This is a genomic window from Streptomyces sp. GbtcB6, from assembly GCF_019091475.1.
Lineage (GTDB): Bacteria > Actinomycetota > Actinomycetes > Streptomycetales > Streptomycetaceae > Streptomyces > Streptomyces hyaluromycini.
Genome location: NZ_JAGXJL010000009.1, coordinates 287,702 through 305,251, shown reverse-complemented (window position 1 = coordinate 305,251; position 17,550 = coordinate 287,702). Strand labels below are relative to the sequence as shown.

At 69.7% G+C, this 17,550-nt stretch carries 9 protein-coding genes and 2 pseudogenes; 8 read left to right on the top strand and 3 right to left on the bottom strand.

Annotated features, from left to right (window positions below):
- The first annotated feature begins 49 nt into the window (after positions 1 to 49).
- The 8 genes and pseudogenes from KVT45_RS18200 to KVT45_RS18160 all read left to right on the top strand — a co-directional run bounded on the left by KVT45_RS18200 (position 50) and on the right by KVT45_RS18160 (position 9,168).
- A complete protein-coding gene (locus tag KVT45_RS18200) occupies positions 50 to 1,081 on the top strand; it encodes a substrate-binding domain-containing protein (RefSeq protein WP_302832523.1) in 1,032 nt (343 codons plus the stop codon).
- Between the two features lie 94 nt (positions 1,082 to 1,175).
- Positions 1,176 to 2,294: a transaldolase gene (gene tal, locus KVT45_RS18195; RefSeq protein WP_217548653.1), complete on the top strand. Its 1,119-nt coding sequence runs from the start codon at positions 1,176 to 1,178 to the stop codon at positions 2,292 to 2,294.
- Positions 2,287 to 4,359: a transketolase gene (tkt, locus tag KVT45_RS18190; RefSeq protein ID WP_308310797.1), complete on the top strand. Its 2,073-nt coding sequence runs from the start codon at positions 2,287 to 2,289 to the stop codon at positions 4,357 to 4,359. The genes tal and tkt overlap by 8 nt, the downstream gene beginning before the upstream one ends.
- Before the next feature lie 164 nt (positions 4,360 to 4,523).
- Positions 4,524 to 5,180: a 3,4-dihydroxy-2-butanone-4-phosphate synthase gene (ribB, locus tag KVT45_RS18185; protein ID WP_308310795.1), complete on the top strand. Its 657-nt coding sequence runs from the start codon at positions 4,524 to 4,526 to the stop codon at positions 5,178 to 5,180.
- Between the two features lie 668 nt (positions 5,181 to 5,848).
- The gene (locus KVT45_RS18180) at positions 5,849 to 6,103 is read left to right on the top strand and encodes a hypothetical protein (RefSeq protein WP_217548651.1); all 255 of its coding nucleotides are present in this window, start codon (positions 5,849 to 5,851) and stop codon (positions 6,101 to 6,103) included.
- A 300-nt stretch (positions 6,104 to 6,403) separates the two neighbouring features.
- Positions 6,404 to 7,359 (top strand): annotated as a pseudogene (locus tag KVT45_RS58435) (SDR family oxidoreductase).
- 3 nt (positions 7,360 to 7,362) lie between these two features.
- Positions 7,363 to 7,857, top strand: coding sequence for a hypothetical protein (locus KVT45_RS18165; protein WP_217548645.1), 495 nt, complete (start codon positions 7,363 to 7,365; stop codon positions 7,855 to 7,857).
- A gap of 489 nt (positions 7,858 to 8,346) precedes the next feature.
- Complete coding sequence (locus KVT45_RS18160; protein ID WP_308310793.1) at positions 8,347 to 9,168, top strand: DeoR/GlpR family DNA-binding transcription regulator; 822 nt, start codon at positions 8,347 to 8,349, stop codon at positions 9,166 to 9,168.
- A gap of 504 nt (positions 9,169 to 9,672) precedes the next feature.
- Here the strand turns inward: KVT45_RS18160 and KVT45_RS56385 are convergent.
- The 3 genes and pseudogenes from KVT45_RS56385 to KVT45_RS18150 form a co-directional block, all read right to left on the bottom strand.
- A pseudogene (locus KVT45_RS56385) lies at positions 9,673 to 9,868 on the bottom strand (LysE family translocator); the annotation flags it as partial.
- A gap of 1,442 nt (positions 9,869 to 11,310) precedes the next feature.
- A complete protein-coding gene (locus KVT45_RS18155) occupies positions 11,311 to 13,491 on the bottom strand; it encodes an NACHT domain-containing protein (protein WP_217548641.1) in 2,181 nt (726 codons plus the stop codon).
- A 704-nt stretch (positions 13,492 to 14,195) separates the two neighbouring features.
- Positions 14,196 to 17,198, bottom strand: a complete 3,003-nt coding sequence (locus tag KVT45_RS18150; protein WP_217548639.1) for an SEL1-like repeat protein — start codon at positions 17,196 to 17,198, stop codon at positions 14,196 to 14,198.
- Positions 17,199 to 17,550: the final 352 nt, after the last annotated feature.

Genomic DNA, 17,550 nt, shown 5'->3' with positions numbered 1-17,550 from the left:
ATCAGAGCCGCCAACACACTGCGTTTCAGATCAGAAAGGCAAGACTCTCATGACCAGACGAACCCTGCGGCTGGCGGGATCCGCCGCGTGCGCCATGGCGCTTTTGGCGACGACGGCCGCGTGCGGGGCCGGCGACACCGGCGCCGACAAGATCCGGGTCGGCGTCACCGTCTACGACATGTCGTCCTTCATCACGCAAGGCAAGGAGGGCATGGAGGCCTACGCCAAGGCCCACAACATCGAGCTGGTGTGGAACTCGGCCGGCGGCGATGTCAGCACGCAGGCCAACCAGGTGGATCAGCTGGTCAACTCCGGCGTGGACGCACTGGTCATCGTGCCGGTCGAGGCCGACTCCCTGGCTCCGCAGATCGCCGAGGCCAAGGCGAAGAACATCCCCGTGGTCGCGGTGAACACCACGCTCACCAACTCCTCGGGGCTGGCCGCCACCGTGCTGCCTGACGACGTCAAGGCAGGCGAGCAGGAAATGCAGATGATGGCCGACAAGCTCGGCGGCAAGGGCAACGTGGTGATCCTGCAGGGTCCGCTCGGCTCCTCTCCCGAGTTGAACCGTTCGCGCGGCATCAACAACGTGCTGAAGAAGTACCCCGGCATCAAGGTGCTGGCCAAGGACACCGCCAACTGGGACCGGGACCAGGCCGTCGACAAGGTCAAGAACTGGATGTCCAGCTTCGGCGGGCAGCTCGACGGTGTCGTCTCCGAGAACGACGACATGGGTCTCGGCGCCGTACAGGCGCTGAAGGAGGGCGGCGCCAAGTCGCTGCCGGTCGTCGGCATCGACGGGATCGAGGACGGCCTGCGCGCGGTCCGGAGCGGCGAGTTCATAGGTTCGTCACTGCAGCACGGCCGGGTCGAGCTCGCGGAAGGCCTGGCGGTGGCCCAGCGCATCGTCGAGAAGAAGCCGGTGAACGAGAAGTACTCGTACGTCATGCCGCCGATCACGAAGGACAACGTCAACACCTATCTCGACCATGTGGTGACCGGCAAGGACGCCTTCCTGAAGCGGCTTCCCGCCCTGGTCGACGCCAACCTGGCCAGCGGAGACCTGGCCAACGAGAAGTAGGCCGCAGGGAGGGAGGCCGTGTGCCGGCCTCCCTCCGACATTCCCCGGCCTCACTCCCCGGGGCAATGCCGACATCCCTTTCACTGGAGCACCCTTGAACGACACACTGCGTCGGCTCAACGACGCGGGGACCGCCGTCTGGCTGGACGATCTCAGCCGCGACCGCCTCGACTCCGGCGAGTTGGCACGGCAGGTACGCGAAGGCCTGATCACCGGTGTGACCACCAACCCCACGATCTTCCAGCAGGCCATCACCACCAGCAGCGCCTACGACAGCCAGTTGGCCGGCCTCGCCCGGCTCGGCACGCCTCCCGCTGACGCCCTGCGTCTGCTCACCTGCGCCGACGTGCGGCGCGCCGCTGACCTCCTGCGTCGAGTCCACGACGCCTCCGGTGGAATGGACGGCATGGTCTCCATCGAGGTCGCTCCCGGACTCGCGCACGATGCTGCGGGCACGCTGGCCGAGGCCCGGCTGCTGCACTGGCTGGTCGATCGCCGCAACGTCCTGATCAAGATCCCGGCCACGGACGCGGGCCTGTCCGCCGCGGCCGACTGCCTGGCCGAGGGCATCAGCGTCAACGTCACCCTGATCTTCGGACTCGCCCGCTACCGGCAGGTGCTGGAGGCGCACCTGGACGGACTGGAACGCGCCGCGCAGGCAGGCCTCGATGTCTCCCGCATCGCCTCCGTGGCCTCGTTCTTCGTCTCCCGTGTCGACGCCGCCGTCGACGCCCGCCTCGACAAGCGGGACACCGCGCAGGCACGCGCGGTGCGCGGACGGGTCGCGATCGCCAACGCACGCCTCGCCTACGAACTCCACGAGCAGGTCCGCTCCGGGCCGCGCTGGCAGGCGCTCACCGCGCTCGGAGCCCAACCGCAGCGCCCGTTGTGGGCATCGACAGGGGTGAAGGACCCCGCGTTCGACGACACCCGCTATGTCGTCGAACTCATCGCGCCTGACACCGTCAACACCATGCCCGCCGCCACGCTGAACGCCGTCATCGACCACGGCGAGCCGCGCGGCGACACCGTGCGCGCCCGCTACGAGCAGTCGCGCAGCATCCTCGACGCGCTCGCCGCGCTGGGCATCGACCTCACCACGATCACGGAAGAGCTGGAGACCGACGGCATCGCCCGCTTCCAGGACTCCTGGCAACAGCTGACCACCGACATCCGCGCCGCGCTCGCAGCCGAGGTGATCCCCGGTGCCTGAACCGCACGCCGACAGCCACTCCCTCGACGACCTGTGCGTCACCACTCTGCGCACCCTGGCCATGGACGCGGTGCAGGCCGCGAACTCCGGCCACCCGGGTGCCCCGATGGCGCTCGCCCCCACCGCCCACACCCTCTGGCACCGCTTCCTGCGCTACGACCCCGCCGCGCCGCTGTGGCCGAACCGCGACCGGTTCGTCCTCTCCGGCGGCCACGGCTCGGCACTGCTGTACGCGCTGCTCCACCTGGCCCAGGTCACAGAGGCCGATGCCGACGGAAAACCCTCCGGGCGCCCAGCCGTGACGCTCGAAGACCTCCGCCGCTTCCGGCAGCTGGACTCCCGGTGTGCCGGACATCCCGAGTACGGCCTGACCACCGGCGTCGAGGCGACCACCGGCCCGCTGGGCACCGGTGCCGCCGCGACCGTCGGGATGGCCATCGCCGCCCGCTGGCTCGCGGCACGCTACAACCGCACCGGATACGAGCTGTTCGGATACGACACGTATGCGCTGTGCGGAGACGGCGATCTGATGGAAGGGGTCACCGCCGAAGCCGCTTCGCTCGCCGGGCACCTGAAGCTGGCCGGTCTCTGCTGGATCTACGACAGCAACCAGATCAGCATCGAGGGCAGCACGAGCCTGGCCTTCACCGAGGACGTCGCCGCCCGCTTCCGCGCCTACGGCTGGCAGGTCACCCGCGTCACCGACGCCAACGACCGCACGTCGATCAACCGCGCGCTCGAGGAATTCCGCACCGAGCACACCCAGCCCACCCTGATCATCGTCGAGAGCAGCATCGGCTACGGCGCCCCCACCAAACAGGGCACGGCCGCAGCTCACGGCGAACCTCTCGGCGAAGACGAAGTCGCCGGCGCCAAGCGGTTCTACGGCTGGCCCGAGGACTCCCGCTTCCTGGTGCCCGACGAGGCGTATGCACACATGGCGGCCGGTATCGGCGAGCGCGGACGGGCACTGCGCGGGGCCTGGGAACGGCAGCTACAGAAGTACGCGCAGCAGTTCCCGGAGCTTGCGGAGGAACTGCGCCTGATACAGCGCGGGGAGCTGCCCGCCGACTGGGAGCGGGACATCCCCGTCTTCCCCGCCGACCCCAAGGGCCTGGCCAGCCGTGACTCCTCCGGGCAAGTGCTCAACGCGGTGGCCCGCAACGTGCCGTGGCTGCTGGGCGGTTCGGCGGACCTCGCGCCCTCGACCAGGACGAGGCTGACCTTCGAGGGCGCCGGGGACTGCGCGGCGGACCATCCGCAGGGCCGCAACCTCCACTTCGGCGTCCGGGAGTTCGCCGCCGCCGCAGTCACGGGCGGCCTCGCGCTGTCGGGGCTGCGCGCCTACTGGTCGACGTTCCTCGTCTTCTCCGACTTCGCCCGCGGAGCGCTGCGGCTGTCCGCCCTCATGAAGCTGCCGGTCGTACACGTCTTCACCCACGATTCCATCGCGGTCGGTGAGGACGGACCCACCCACCAGCCGATCGAGCACCTTGCCTCGCTGCGCGCGATGCCCGGCCTGGACGTCTTCCGGCCCTGTGATGCCAACGAGACGGCCGAGACCTGGCGGGTACTGGCACAGGCCGGACACCCGGCCGCACTGGCGCTCACCCGCCAGTCCCTGCCCACCCTCGACCGGACGAGGTACGGCCCGGCGTCCGGTCTGGCCCGGGGCGGCTACGTGCTCGCCGACCCGGCCGACGGCGAACCCCCAAAGGTGCTGCTGATCGCCACGGGAAGTGAGGTGCACCTCGCCCTGGAGGCGTTCCACAAGCTTGCCGCCGACGGCGTCCCTGCCCGCGTGGTGAGCCTGCCGTGCTGGGAACTGTTCGAGCGCCAGTCCGCCGCGTACCGCGACGAGGTGCTGCCTCCGGAGGTGACCGCGCGCGTGGCCGTGGAGTTGGGATCCCCCTTCGGGTGGGAGCGGTATGTCGGCCGGGACGGCGCCGTGGTCGGGCTCCGTTCCTTCGGGGAATCCGCTCCGATGGATGTTCTGCTCACCGAATTCGGCATCACCACCGAAGGAGTCACCGAGGCCGCCCGGGCCCAACTGGCCGCCGGCTGACAGCCCTTCCCGCAGACGCGGCCCTCCGCGCGGACCGACCGTCCCCGACCGGACGGCGTCCGGCCTCCCCGCGGAGGGCCGCCGTCGGCGACGACGAGAAGCACGGCGCCACGACCCTCCGAGACACTCGTTTCGCCCACATCCTCCTGTCGAAAGGAACGCGCGTGCCCGTGCAGACTCCGGACATCGAACCGTTCGTTCTCGACGAGGCCGAGGCCGCCATCGCAGCAATCGCCCGCGGCGAGACGATCACCGTCGTGGACGACGAGAACAGAGAGAACGAGGGCGATCTGATCATCGCGGCCGAACACGCCGACGCCACCGCCGTCAACTACATGATCACTCGCGGCCGCGGGCTGGTCTGCCTGTCCCTCACCAAGGAGCGCGCCGCAGAACTGCGACTCCCCCCGATGGTCGACCGCAACGAAGACCCCAACGGCACCGCCTTCACCGTCAGTGTCGACGCCTGCCCCGAGCACGGCGTCACCACCGGCATCTCCGCGCCGGACCGCGCCAGGACCATCGAGCTGGTCCTCAACGGCACCGGTGCGGACCTTCGCCGGCCCGGCCACATCTTCCCGCTGGTCGCCCGCCCCGGCGGCATCCTGGAGCGCCCGGGTCACACCGAGGCGGCTGTCGACCTGGCGCGCTTCGCGGGGCTCGCCCCGGCAGGCGTGATCGTCGAAATCATCCTGGAGGACGGCACGATGGCCCGTCTCCCACAACTGATCGAGTTCGCCGAGGCCGAAGGCCTGGTCCTCACCAGCATCGAGAAGCTGCGGGAGTACGCCGCCGCCTTCGAGAACGTGCAGGCGAAGTGAACCGGACCGGACGGCTGACATCCGGTGCCACGACTGCCGACACCCGTCCGGCAGCCGTACACCGGCGCCTCACCGGTCCCGAAGGCGGCCACCACGTGCCGGCCGACGGGCCCTTCGTGCTGGAGCACAACCACAACGGTTTCGCCGGCCCCCTCGTGACCGGCGCGCTGCTGGACCTCCTGCGCGGCAGGTGGACACCGCCGGCAGAGGGCTTACCCGTCGACCGCGACCAGCCCGGCCGGGAACTGCCCGCCTCGATGGGTCGCATGTTCTTCGGCGCCGGCACGCCCGTGGTCCACCCCGAAGACACCCGCGGCCTCGGATGTCCGCTCCTCCCCTTCAAGAACGGAGCCTTCCGCTTCACAGTACGGACCGGGATGCCGGTGACCCCGGCGGGCATGGGCCGCGTCCAGCGCACGCGGCCCAAAGGATCAAGCCTGCCCTGCCGGGCCGCCGCGTGCGTCGTGTCTGGACCGCCGCCGGAGCCAGACCTCGGGCTTCGCCGGCCACAACGGGTCGCAGGCCCCGGCCAGGCGGCCCAAGAGCCTCTGGTCGAGTCCGCGCGAAACCCCACATCTGAGCGCGGCCGACAGCCGACACAGGGAGGGGCCGACCTGGCAGAGCCCGCGGTAATCAGCCGTGTCGGCACCCAGCCGGCAGCCTGCCGAATGCGTCCGGCCCGGCTCCTGCCCGGCTTCGCCGACCTGGCCTGCTCAACCGGCATCGACGCCCACGTCGCACGGGCCCGGCTCCCCGAGCTCCGCACGATGGACGCCGCGCCGCCGCGCCGCCGGGCACCGACCTTGAAACTGCGCCGCAGGGCCCAGCGCGTCGTCCACACCGGCCTCGACCACTCCATGGGCGACTGCCCGCTGGGCCGCCGGCATCTGCTGGCATCCCGCCGGCTCGTCTGGTCCCCCTGACACGGTCCACAGCACCCCCACCGGGGCCTGGCCCTCTCCCGAGCAGGCCACAGCGGTGCTCGGCCACCTCGCCGTCGGCGGCAACACCCTGATCCTGCCGGACCAGGAAACGACCGCTGTCCCCCCTGTTCACCGGCGAAGCGTCCCGCATCCCCGAGAGAGCGGCCGCCCGGTTGACGATCATCACCGACGGTGTGCTGAGCGATCTGCATCTGACCGCCCTCGACTGGCTGCCGGACCACCTCCGACAGCGGGGACTGCGGTTCCTGCGGGACGCCGACCGCCTCCTCTCCCAGCGCCATGGCCTTCTCCTGCCACCCCTGCTCGTGGCGGAGCCCGGACCCCAACCGGCCAACCTGCGCTTCGCGAAGCTGCGCAGCATCCGCCCGTTCGATCAGGAACGCATCGCCCTGCTCAGCGACCTCCTCTTCGCCCAGGCGCCCACCATGTCCAGGACTCGGCTCCCCCACCGGAAGGCCCTTCATGACCAGCAGCCCCGAACCCGTCGAGCACCCAGCCGACACTTCGAGCACCTTGGAGGGACGTGTCGTCGTCCTCACCGGCGCCGGGCGCGGCCTGGGGCTGCCGACCACGCAGATCCTGCTCAAGCAGGGCGCCCACGTGGTCGCCGACCACCGCTGCCCCTCAGAGGGCCTGGCAGCGCTCGCCGACAGGTTCGGCGACCGGCTTCGGCTCGTCGCCGGCGACGTCGCCGAGGAGGAGGCCGCCGTCGCTCTCGTAGCCGCGTCCCAGCAGTTCGGCCGGCTGAACGTCCTGATCCACAACGCCGCCATCACCCGCGACCAGCCTCTGGTCCGCATGCCGTGGAGGTCTGGGACGCAGTCCACCAGACCGACCTGCGCGGTGCCTTCCTCGTCACCAGACATGCGCTGAGGCTCATGATGCGGGGCCGCTACGGGCGGATCGTCTACGTGTCCTCGATCGCCGCCATGTTCGGCAACGTCGGCCAGGCCGCCTACGCGTCCTCGAAGGCCGGGCTGCACGGCCTCGCCGTGTCCGTCGCCCAGGAGTACGCCGCCTACAACGTCCGCTCGGTGGTCCTGGCCCCGGGGATCCCGAACACGGGACTGGGCACGACGGTGCCCCCCGACCACCTCAATCGCATGAGGCACAAAGCCCTGCTGGGGATCGGCAAGGGCCGGCAGGTCGCGGACACCATCGCCTTCCTCGCCGGCCCCACCGCCGACCACATCAACGGCACCGTCATCAGCGTCGACGGAGGAGTGAGGTGCTGACCGATGACCACTCTCCGTTCACAGATCGTGGTCGACGCTCCTCTGCCGGCCGTCCGGCAGATCCTGCTGGAGCCATCGGCGCCGGCCGCCTGGAACCCCGCATTCCTGGACGTGACGGCACCGACGTTCGCAGCCGTCGGGCACCGATACCTGCTCTGGACTCGCGGCGCCCTGACGGGATTTTTCGAGTACCTCCGCGTGAGCGACACTCTGATCGCGGCCCGCTGGGAGGTGCCCGGTTTCATCGAGGACCACACCTGGGCACTGTGCCCCACCAAGACCGCACGCAGGTCACACACCTCTTCACGCACCGCGGCACACTGGCCGTACTGTTCAGCCCGGCCTTCGCCAACGTCGCCGAGCTACGGCAGGGCCGGCTGGCACAGCGTGCGCAGGACCAGACACGCTCCGCGCGGACAACCCGGCCCGCAAGCTCCGCACCGGGCCGACATCACCGACGGCCCCGGCATACCGCGCCCCTTCCACGGCCTGGACTGAGTCCTGCCGTGAGGGAACCTCCTCAGGCCGGGACTGCGCCGGAAAGCGCTCGCTGCCATAGCCGATCGGCCTGCAGACGCCGGCTTCGGACTGCGCCAGGCTCCGGCGGAGGTGCTGCCGGTGTCGAGGGCCGCTTCGCGCCGGGCGCATGGTCGACGCCGACGGTGCAGGCATGGCCGAGAAGCCGGCGGCGATCCGCGTGAGCGTCATGTCCACGGCCCCCGGTGCATGCACCGGGCCGGCCAGGGACGCCGGCCGCTGGCGAGCGTGCGGCGTGCGTTCACCCCCGTGGGCCGCGATGAGTACGGTGCCCTGTTCGGCCACGGCACGATGCCGAACGCGGCAAGAAGGAACCCGACCCACCAGGAGAGCCGGCCTCTGCCCACCTCCCGCGCTGCTTCGCCAGGCCCGCACAACGCTCGGTGAGAAACCACTTAGGCTGATGACCGCAGAACAGCAGTGTGCGCGCCCTGACAGGAGGCAATGCCAGTGAGTGAGAGCGACGGCACCGTGGTTCCGGACGAGTCCGACGACCAAGGGGCACTACGGCCGTCGCAGCGCCGACAGCGCATTCTCGCCCAGGTCATCAAGCAGGGCTCGGTGCGTAACGAGGACTTGGCCGAGCAGTTCGGCGTCAGCGTGATGACCATCCTGCGAGACGTCACCACGATGGATCGCCAAGGGCTGCTACGCCGGACCCGCGGCGGTGCAAGCGTGGAGCCATCAGCACTGTTCGAGAGCAGTGTGACCGTGCGGCTCGAGAGCCAGGCCGCGGCCAAGCGCGCCATCGCCCGGGCCGCTCTGCAGTACGTGGAACCCGGGCAGGCGATCATGCTTGACGACAGCACCACCGGGATCCACTTCGCCCGACTGCTGCGTGACGCCGGCCCGGCTACCGTGATCAGCAACTTCCTGCCCATAATCCGTGAGCTCAAGGGCGCCCCCGGAATCCGTCTCATCGGTCTGGGCGGCATGTACCACGAAGCCGGCGACGCGTTCCTCGGCACCATGACAGCCGATGCCATCCGCAGCCTCTCCGTCGACCTCACAGTTCTCTCGACATCCGCCATCACGAACGGCACCTGCTACCACCAGACCCAGGACACCGTCTCGTTCAAACGCGCGATGATGGATGTCGCGGCCAAGCGGATCCTCTACGTCGACCACACCAAGTTCGAACGCCGTGCTCTGCACGCCCTGGCCCCGCTCACCGACTTCGACCTCGTCATCGTCGACGAACACACCCCGAAGTCCGTCCTCAAGGACCTCTACGACCGCCAGGTCACCGTCGAGGTGGCCAAGGCAGGATAACCGCGCCCTCCTGCCCCGACACGCGCCAGTGCTCAACCGCCCCGCCCACCCGCGCACAGACGGGGCGGGGGAAACATGAAGCACACACCGAATCATGAATATGTCTGCGCCTCACGCACGCAAGCTCCGTTTACGCCATACCCATGACGAATTGCGGCTTTGCCGCCCATCCGTTCCTTGGTGTGCAATGGGCCCTCCCCTCCACGGACCGCTGCCCTGTCTCCGGCACCTCGAGCCATCACCCGAAAGGGCGTAACAGCCGCCGCGGCCCCAACGGGTGCCGAGCCCGGGCCGGGGCGCTGTCAGCACGCGGTGATATCTGTGGCGTGTACATGTGCGGCGCAGGCCTACTGGTTCAGGGCGCCAGTCCTGGCCCCGCCAAGGGGTGAGCACCGGCCATCGCCGACCGGCTCACCGTCGGCGGCGGCATCACCGGGAGCAAGACCGACTCCTGCACAGCGAACCTCCACCAGACCCCCCGCACGTGATCGGCCGGGAAAATCAGAGGTACGCGGCACCCGCCAGCTTGAGCCCCGTGAAGACAAGAACCGAGCGTGTTCCCCGCGACCGCGGTCAGTGCGGCCCGACGTCCCTGCGCCGGCGCCCACCCGATCACGAACAGCACGCTGGGACCGGGAATCACGATCAGCAGGAACGACATGGCCGCGAAGGCGGGGCTTCTTCCGACCTCGATGCCCATCTGTCCGGCCTCGGCGGCCAGTGCGTCAAGAGTCCACTCCGGCGGCCCGGACTCATCCGCCGCAGCCGGCCTGCACGGTCAGCCGGCCTGGGGCAGCTGTGCAACCAGACCGATGATTCTTGAGCGCTCGCCTCGGTGATCCGCCATTTCCGGCCCTGTCCACCCAGGTCCTCCAGCCCGTCCAGGCCGAAGCGGTCGAAACGGCGCAGCCACCGGCGAACCGTCTTGGGATTGCGCCTCGTACGGGAACGGGGTGAGCCCACCACGCGCCGCCTCGATTCGAGGTCATCTGCGGCAACGCGACGTGCATGTCCACAGGACTACGGCGGAGCAGCGCGCGCAACAACGTTGGCGTCGCGAGAACGCCGAGAAGGATGGCCGTGGCAATCGAGCCCGCGGTCCACCACCATCGCAGCGGGCCCTCCTCTGAGGCCCAGATGGTGAACAGCCCCAGGGCCACCGTGCAGGCGGCCACCGCGACGATGCTGATCCCGCGCCCCCGCATGGCTCCCCCTTCGCCGATTGGGTGGGAGCTACGTTAGAGGGAAAGCCCAGGAGACATACAGGGCACAGAAGAACAAGCTTGACAGGGTTATGTTGCTGGAGATCGTCCGAGCCTCGCGCGCCAACTGCCGCCCCAGCCTGCTAACCAGCGTGCCAGCCTGACGCAGCGACTTGTGCGGCCGGAGCCAGTGCACCGAGCAAGATGGACCATTGCGCGCAACGACCATAGCTCCACGGCATCGTTGCTGCGCACAAGGTACGAGCGGCGTCTGCCCTCCAGCCTCAAAGAGCTGACCGGACCCGAGCACGGGATGGTGACGCTGCCGCTGCATGGTCCGGACTGCGAACCCTCGAAATCTGGATCTGCCACGCCAGCGCATGAGCCTGTACAGAACAGTGCTTGCCGAAGGCATGCATGACGGCCTCTGTCACATTCTCAACAAGGGCATCCTGTTTGCACTGTGGCCAGTGCTCCACAAGTTCATCAGCAGGGTCATCAAGGACGCCTGGGAGGAGGCATTCCCTGAGCTGCATCCATGATCACCTTCCGGCGCGCTCTCGCAGCTCCCCGCAGTAGGCGTTCTCACTGCAACTGCGGCAGTCTCACCCAACCTGCAGGACCGCAGGTCAAACGGCCCGAGCAAGGTCTAGGCCCCGTCGTTCCCGATCATGCCGCGCACCCTACGGCCAGGGTCCGACACTCCGGACGTGGAAGGATGCCGGGGGGGGCGGAAGAACGGTGAGTGAGTCCGCGCCCGGTGTCGGCAGCGCAGGGCGCGTGGGTGGGAGTGCGGGCCGGGTGTGCCGCTGTCCTCTCTTGCCGGGCGGTGGCAGGCGTGCCGGGGGGCATGTGCAGCGTCTGCGCGTGGTCGTGCCCGGCCCGCGGCCGGGCACCGCCGCCGAGACGGCAGTGGCGGTTCACGCCAGATGCCGGGCGGTCACGGACCGGGCGGAAGCTCTACGGGTTCGGAGTGGACAGTCAGCCACTGCTGGAGCTCCCGGTGCCGGAACTGGTAAGCCGGGCCCGCGTAGCGCAGCAGTCCCGCTTCACACGCCCAGTCCAGGAACACCACCAGCCGGAACGGCAACCGGCCCCTGGAGCACAGCAGGAATATCAGATACCGGCGCACTGTGGCGCGTACCAGCGTGAACACCAGCGCAAATGTCATGGGCGGTACCAGGACGATCGCCAGCCCGGCTGCGGTCTGCTCCAAGGTCGGGCGAGTCTCCGTGAGTGTCAGCCCGAGCAGCAGCAGAAGCGCTGCTGTCAAGGCCACCAGCGGGACCATCAGTCCGATTGCCAGGCGTAGTACGAGATCGTCTCGTAGGAGTTCCCAGGGACGTGCTTCCTTCGCGGGCGGGCCCCCCAGCCCGGTCTCCAGCCCGACCGCCAGTCCCTGTCCCAGCCCGAACGGCAGCCCGATCACGAAACCAAGCAGGAGAACAGCCAGGAGGCTGATGAACAGCCCGGCCCCGGAAGGCAACACCGCGATTGCAGTCGAGATCCCGACCCACCATGCGACTTTCAATCCGTTGGTCAGGCCTGCCTGCCTGGCCGCCCCCAGCGCCGGGCGGAAACCGTCCGGCTCAGGAATCCGCATCCGACTCACCGTGAGCTCACGCCTCTTGCTGAGTGCTACCGCTACGGCTACCGCGACCGTGACCAGTGCCACCTCGCCCAGCCCGGACGGGAGAGCGACATAGGACACGACCGCGGCAAGAAGAACGGCGCAGGCGGTCAGAGTGACGTCGATGACGCGGACGCGGGTGCGGCCGGCCAGCGGCCAGAGGTCGTGCAGCACCAGGTCCGTACGGGCAGCGGTCGGTCCCGATGTGCCAGTGGTCGCCTCGGCGGTGGGCGTGAGGGCACCGGTGAGGTGGTTGAGCCACCGGTGGACCTGCTCCGGCCCGTAGGCACAGGGGTGGGGATGCAGCCTGGTGGCAGCGGGGATGAAGCGGGCCAGCAGGTGCCCGTCCAGAGCCTGTTCGGTGCTGCAGTCGGTGAGTTCACCGGGGTTGCCGCCCTCGTGGTAGACGGTGGCGGTCAGACACAGCCGCCACGGCGTGGACAGCAACCGCGCCAGGGCGCCGGTGGGGTAGGCGGTCACGTGGTCGGTCAGCGGCCGCCAGCGGGCGGGGTCGGTGGCCCGGGCCGTCAGGTAGGCGGCAGCATCGGCCGGGGGTACCGGGGCGATGCTGACCCGGGCGGCGTCCCGCAGCGCACCGCGGGCGGCCAGGGCATCCAGGTGGGCGGTACGGCAGGTCAGCACCACCGGCCCCGGGTCCCCGTGCAGCCGGTGACCGTCGAGTTGTTCCATGGCGGCACGGGCGCGGGGCGCGTCCGGGTCAGGGGTGCCGTCGGGCAGCGTGGGGTCCATCTCGTCCAAGCCGTCCAGCACGGGCAACACCAGCCCTTGTTGGATCAGGGCGGCCGCCTGCGCCCGCCCGAAGCCGTACGCCGCCATCAGGCGGCGCATGACGAAGGTCTCGAAGGGGGTGCCGGTGGTATCCCACAGCGCCACCGGGATACGGATGGGGACCGGATCACCTTCGGTGCGGTCCTTGAGCAGCGCCAGCATCAGGGCGAGGGCGAAAACGGTCTTGCCCGCCCCGGCTGCTCCGGTGACCACCAGCCGCTGGGGCCTCACCTGCCGCCAGTAGGCGGCCACGTCCGGCACCCCGGCCGGATGCGAGACCGGGAGCAGCAGGGTGGGGGGCGGGTCTGGGATGGGCAGCAGGCGGCCAGCAAGGGGTGCGGTGGCGGTGCGGCCGAGGCCGGGCTGGAGGGTGAAGGCGAGGTTGATCGGCTTGGTGTCGCCACCGATCAGCTGGTTGTAGACGCGGCCCTCACCGTCCTGGACGTGGGTGGCGAGGTCGGCGGCCCAGCCGCGGGCCAGATCGGTGGTGCTGCTCTCCGGGTATCTGCGCAGCGCCAGCACGGAGACCAGCAGCGCGGCGGTGCCCAGCGGCAGGCCCAGCAGGCCGGCGGTGTCCGATGAGCCGAGCCCGCCCCGGGCTATGTGGACGACGGCGTAGACCGCGCTCGCCGCCACCATGGCCCCGCCGCACCAGCCCACCGCCCACCACACCCGCCGCTGGCGGCGCCCCCCGATGTCCATGCCCGTGATGATGCCCACCGACGCAGTGACCGCGCAGCCCCTTCCCCACCCCGGCCACGGTTCCCCGCGCACAGCCCCTCGGCACACGCCCCCAGGGGGCTGGCGAGCGGTACTACCGGTGTAACAGCCGCCCCCGTGAGCTGGTGGGGCCGGGCGGCAGGCTGCGGCGCGGTCAGCACAGAGCGAACCCACGCGACGAGCGAGGGCCGGGAACCGAGAGAGGCTTGTCCGCGAGGTCGCCGAACACCAACGGTGCCGGCGCCGGTACACAACCACCCGCACGCCCAAGCGCACCCGGGACGACGCCCAGCAGCTGAGGGTGCAGGGCACACACCCGCCACCAGCAGCCCGAACCTGGGGAGGCGGCAAGTAGCAGCGGGACGACGCAGCCCCAACGACCGGGGTAGTCAGGCGCGGCCACCGGGCGGCCGCGGCAACTGAAGAACAGCGCGCAGACGCCTTGGCCGCTACCAGAATTCTCAATCCATCTGCAGGATTCTCATCGGAGCTGCGGCACTGCAGGTCAAGGCTTCTGATGGGCGCGAAAAGGCAATTGAGTCATGTCTCAGCCACCTGCGGCCTTGCAGGTCAGAGCGATCCATCTACCTCAAGGAAAATGAGAACTCACACCACTTCAACCTGTCACTTCCCAGGCCAACAGCCCCATCTCTGCAAGGTCCAGTGAGACGGGACAGCGAGGTTGTCTATGGGGTCCACGCGTGGGCGATCATCCTGTCAGGCTCCCGGCCATAGCGACGTAGGCTCTCTGCCTCGTCCAGCCGTCCGGCTTTCGTCAGTTGGTAACCCGCGATCCGCAGAGCTTCGGTATCGCCGGCTTCCGCCGCGCGCTCATACCAGAGCAGCGCCTCGTCCAACCGTCCCGCGTCCCCCAGCCTGACAGCTGCCGACCGCAGGGCTTCATCGGTATCTCCGGCTTCCGCCGCGCGCTCGTACCAGGGCAGCGCCTCGTCCAGCCGCCCGGCTCGCGCCAGTTGCTCGGCAGCGATCCGCAGGGCTTCGATATCGCCGGCATCCGCCGCGCGCTCGTACCAGGGCAGTGCCTCGTCCAGCCGTCCCGCGCCCGCCAGTCCGTGGGCCCCTGCCAGCCGGTCAGCCGCAACCCGCAGGGCTTCCGCGTCGCCACCTTCGGCGGCGCGCTCATACCAGGTGAGAGCTTCTTCACGCTGTCCAGCTCCCATCAGCCGGTCGGCCGCGAACCGTAGGGCCTTGCTCTTGCCGGCCTGGGCGGCGCGCTCGTACCAGGGCAGCGCCTCGTCCAGCCGCCCCGCATCCGCCAGCCTCTGCGCCGCGAACCGCAGGGCCTCGGTATCGCCAGCGTCTCCGGCGCGCTCGAACCAGGTGAAGGCTTCGTCCCACCGTCCGGCCCACGCTAGTTGTTCGGCCGCAAACCGGAGGGCCAGGACGTCGCCGGCACGGGCGGCGCGCTCGAACCAGGTGAATGCTTCCTCCCATCGTCCGGACTGCGCCAGTTGTTCCGCCGCATACCACTGGGCTTCGGTACCGCCGGCTTCCGCCGCGCGCTCGTACCAGGGCAGCGCCTCGTCCAGCCGCCCCGTGCCCGCCAGCCTCTGCGCCGCAACCCGCAGGGCCTCAGCGGCGCCGGCCTGGGCGGCGCGCTCGTACCAGGGCAGCGCCTCGTCCAGCCGCCCCGCATCCGCCAGCCTCTGCGCCGCGAACCGCAGGGCCTCGGTATCACCAGCATCACCTGCCCTCTGGCTGAAGGGCAGCGCCTCGTCCAGCCGCCCCGCCCGTGCCAGTTGTTCGGCCGCCATCCGCAGGGCCAGGTCGTCGCCGGCTTTGGCGGCACGCTCGAACCAGGGCAGCGCCTCGTCCACCCGCCCCGCGCCCGCCAGCCGGACAGCCGCCAACCGGAGAGCCGGAGCGTCGCCCGCTACAGCAGCGCGCTCATACCAGGTGAAGGCTTCCTCCCACCGTTCAACCCGCACCAGTTGTTCAGCCGCGAACAGCATGGCCAGGGCATCGCCGGTCTTGCCAGCACGCTCGAACCAGGGCAGCGCCTCGTCCAGCCGCCCCGCCCGCGCCAGTTGTTCGGCCGCCATCCGCAGGGCCAGGTCGTCGCCGGCTTCGGCGGCACGCTCGAACCAGCTGACCGCGTCGTCAAGTCGTCCGGCGTCCGCCAGCCGGCGACCCGCGAACCGCAGGGCGGTGGCCTTGTCCGCGTCGCCGGCCGTGGCGTACAGATTGACGGCGATTCGTAGCAGGCCGCGTTCCTGTGCTGCTCCGGCGAGTGTCAGGCGATCGGAGGCAGTGGCGTGGTCGATGAGAGCGTTCCACAGCTCGACAGGAGTACGGGAGGTATGGCGGTGGCGGCGGCCATGCTGTTCAAGGTAGTCGGCCAGGCGGTAGTGGGGCTGGGAGGGTGCTGCCTGTCCGAGGCGCGGGCGGATTCGGGTGAGAAGTCCACGGGCGCCACGCAGGGGTTTCGCGTTGTAGGCCAGGGCTTGTTCCAGCCAGTCCTCGTCGAGCAGGTCCCACTGGGTGTCGCTGAGGTAGCCAGCGGCGGCTCCTTCGAGCAGCGCCAAAGGCAGCGCGGGACGGTGGCCGAGTCGGCGGGCGTCCATGGCGGCCTTGAGGAGCGCCTGCGCGCCGTCTCCCGCGGCGCGGTAGCGCTCCAGAAGGGCTGGGGCCCCGGCCAGGTATTGGGTGATGGCGCCGCCCTCAGCATGGTCGGCGGCATAGGCTAGGCGCGGGTCGCTCTCCGCGCGGGTGGCCAGGGCGCGCAGGTCAGTATCGCTAAAGGCTGGCGGGACGGGCAGGCTGTGGCCCGCCAGCAGCGCGCGAGCCTGGGCGTGGGGGTCCTCTCTGGCACCGGGTTCGGGCAGAGAGGTGAGGGTGCGCCAGAACTCGGGCCACAGCGTGCCCAGGACCAGTACGGGTGCCCGGCCCGGGTCGGCCAGCAGGGTGCGCAGCTTCGCCGCGAGTCGCTCGCCGAGATCGGAAGCGGTCAGCAGGTAGTGCTGTGCTTCGTTGAGCCAGACCACTGTGCGCGGTGCGAGTTGCTCAATGGTCGCGAGAGCGGCTTCGGGTCGGGTGGGGTCGAACGGGTGCCACAGCCGCCACTTGTCGGGGAGATGGCGCAGCACTTCCCAGCAGGCACGGGTCTTGCCGGTGGAGGATCCTCCGGTCAGTATCACGAGCCGGCTCTTCCCGCCGTTGGCCTCTTCGGCGATAGCACGTAGCCGGGCGTCGTGATCCCGCTCCACGTAGAGCGGCAGGACCGGCAGTCCTGGGCTGGCGCTGAGCAGGTCGGTGCTGATGGCGTGGTGTACCTCCAGAGCGAACGGATCGGTCACCTCGGCCAGCGGTTTGCCTGGCGGGGCCGTCAGGCGGGCTTGGAGCCACAGTCCGGCGATCCGAGAGGCCATGTCGTCGACATCCCACCTCGCCCAGCGGGCCAGCACCACGGCGACAGCCACGGTGTCGCCCTGTTGCGGTGGGACACCCGGGTCACTGATGCACCGCCAGATCGTGTCCCGCTTCGGCGCCCCCATCAGAGTTTCGTCTTCGCGAATGGCTGCGGCGATGTCATCAAGGCTTGGGCCATCGGCTGCCGTGTAGACCTCAAAGAGGAGATCTTTTAGGTCCTTCAGTGGGCCCGGTCCGACGACTGCCCGTGTCAGCCTCCTGGGACGTCTGACCGAACTGCTCCCCGTGTCGCCACTCATCGCACCATCATGACCGGACCCCGCACGGCAGGCAGCGTGAACAGCGTAAATGGCACTGCCTGTTGAGGGCGTATCGCAACTGCGAGTGGATCTTCGCGCGGCCTTGAAGGTGGACATCAAGCCGGCCGGCTGCCCACCCGTCCACCCCACGTATCCGTGGAGGCACCATGTCCAGCAAGCGCTTGACACGCCGTGAGCGATTGGCTCTGTCGCGCATCGTCCTGAGCAGCTTCATCTCCGGGGTTGCCCGGGCCGTCGCCACTTGGCTCTTGGATCAACTGCGCTAGTAGCCGGCAGCAGCGCCAAATCGGCTGCCCTGGAGGCTTTCCTCCGGGGCAGCCGGTGCAGCCAG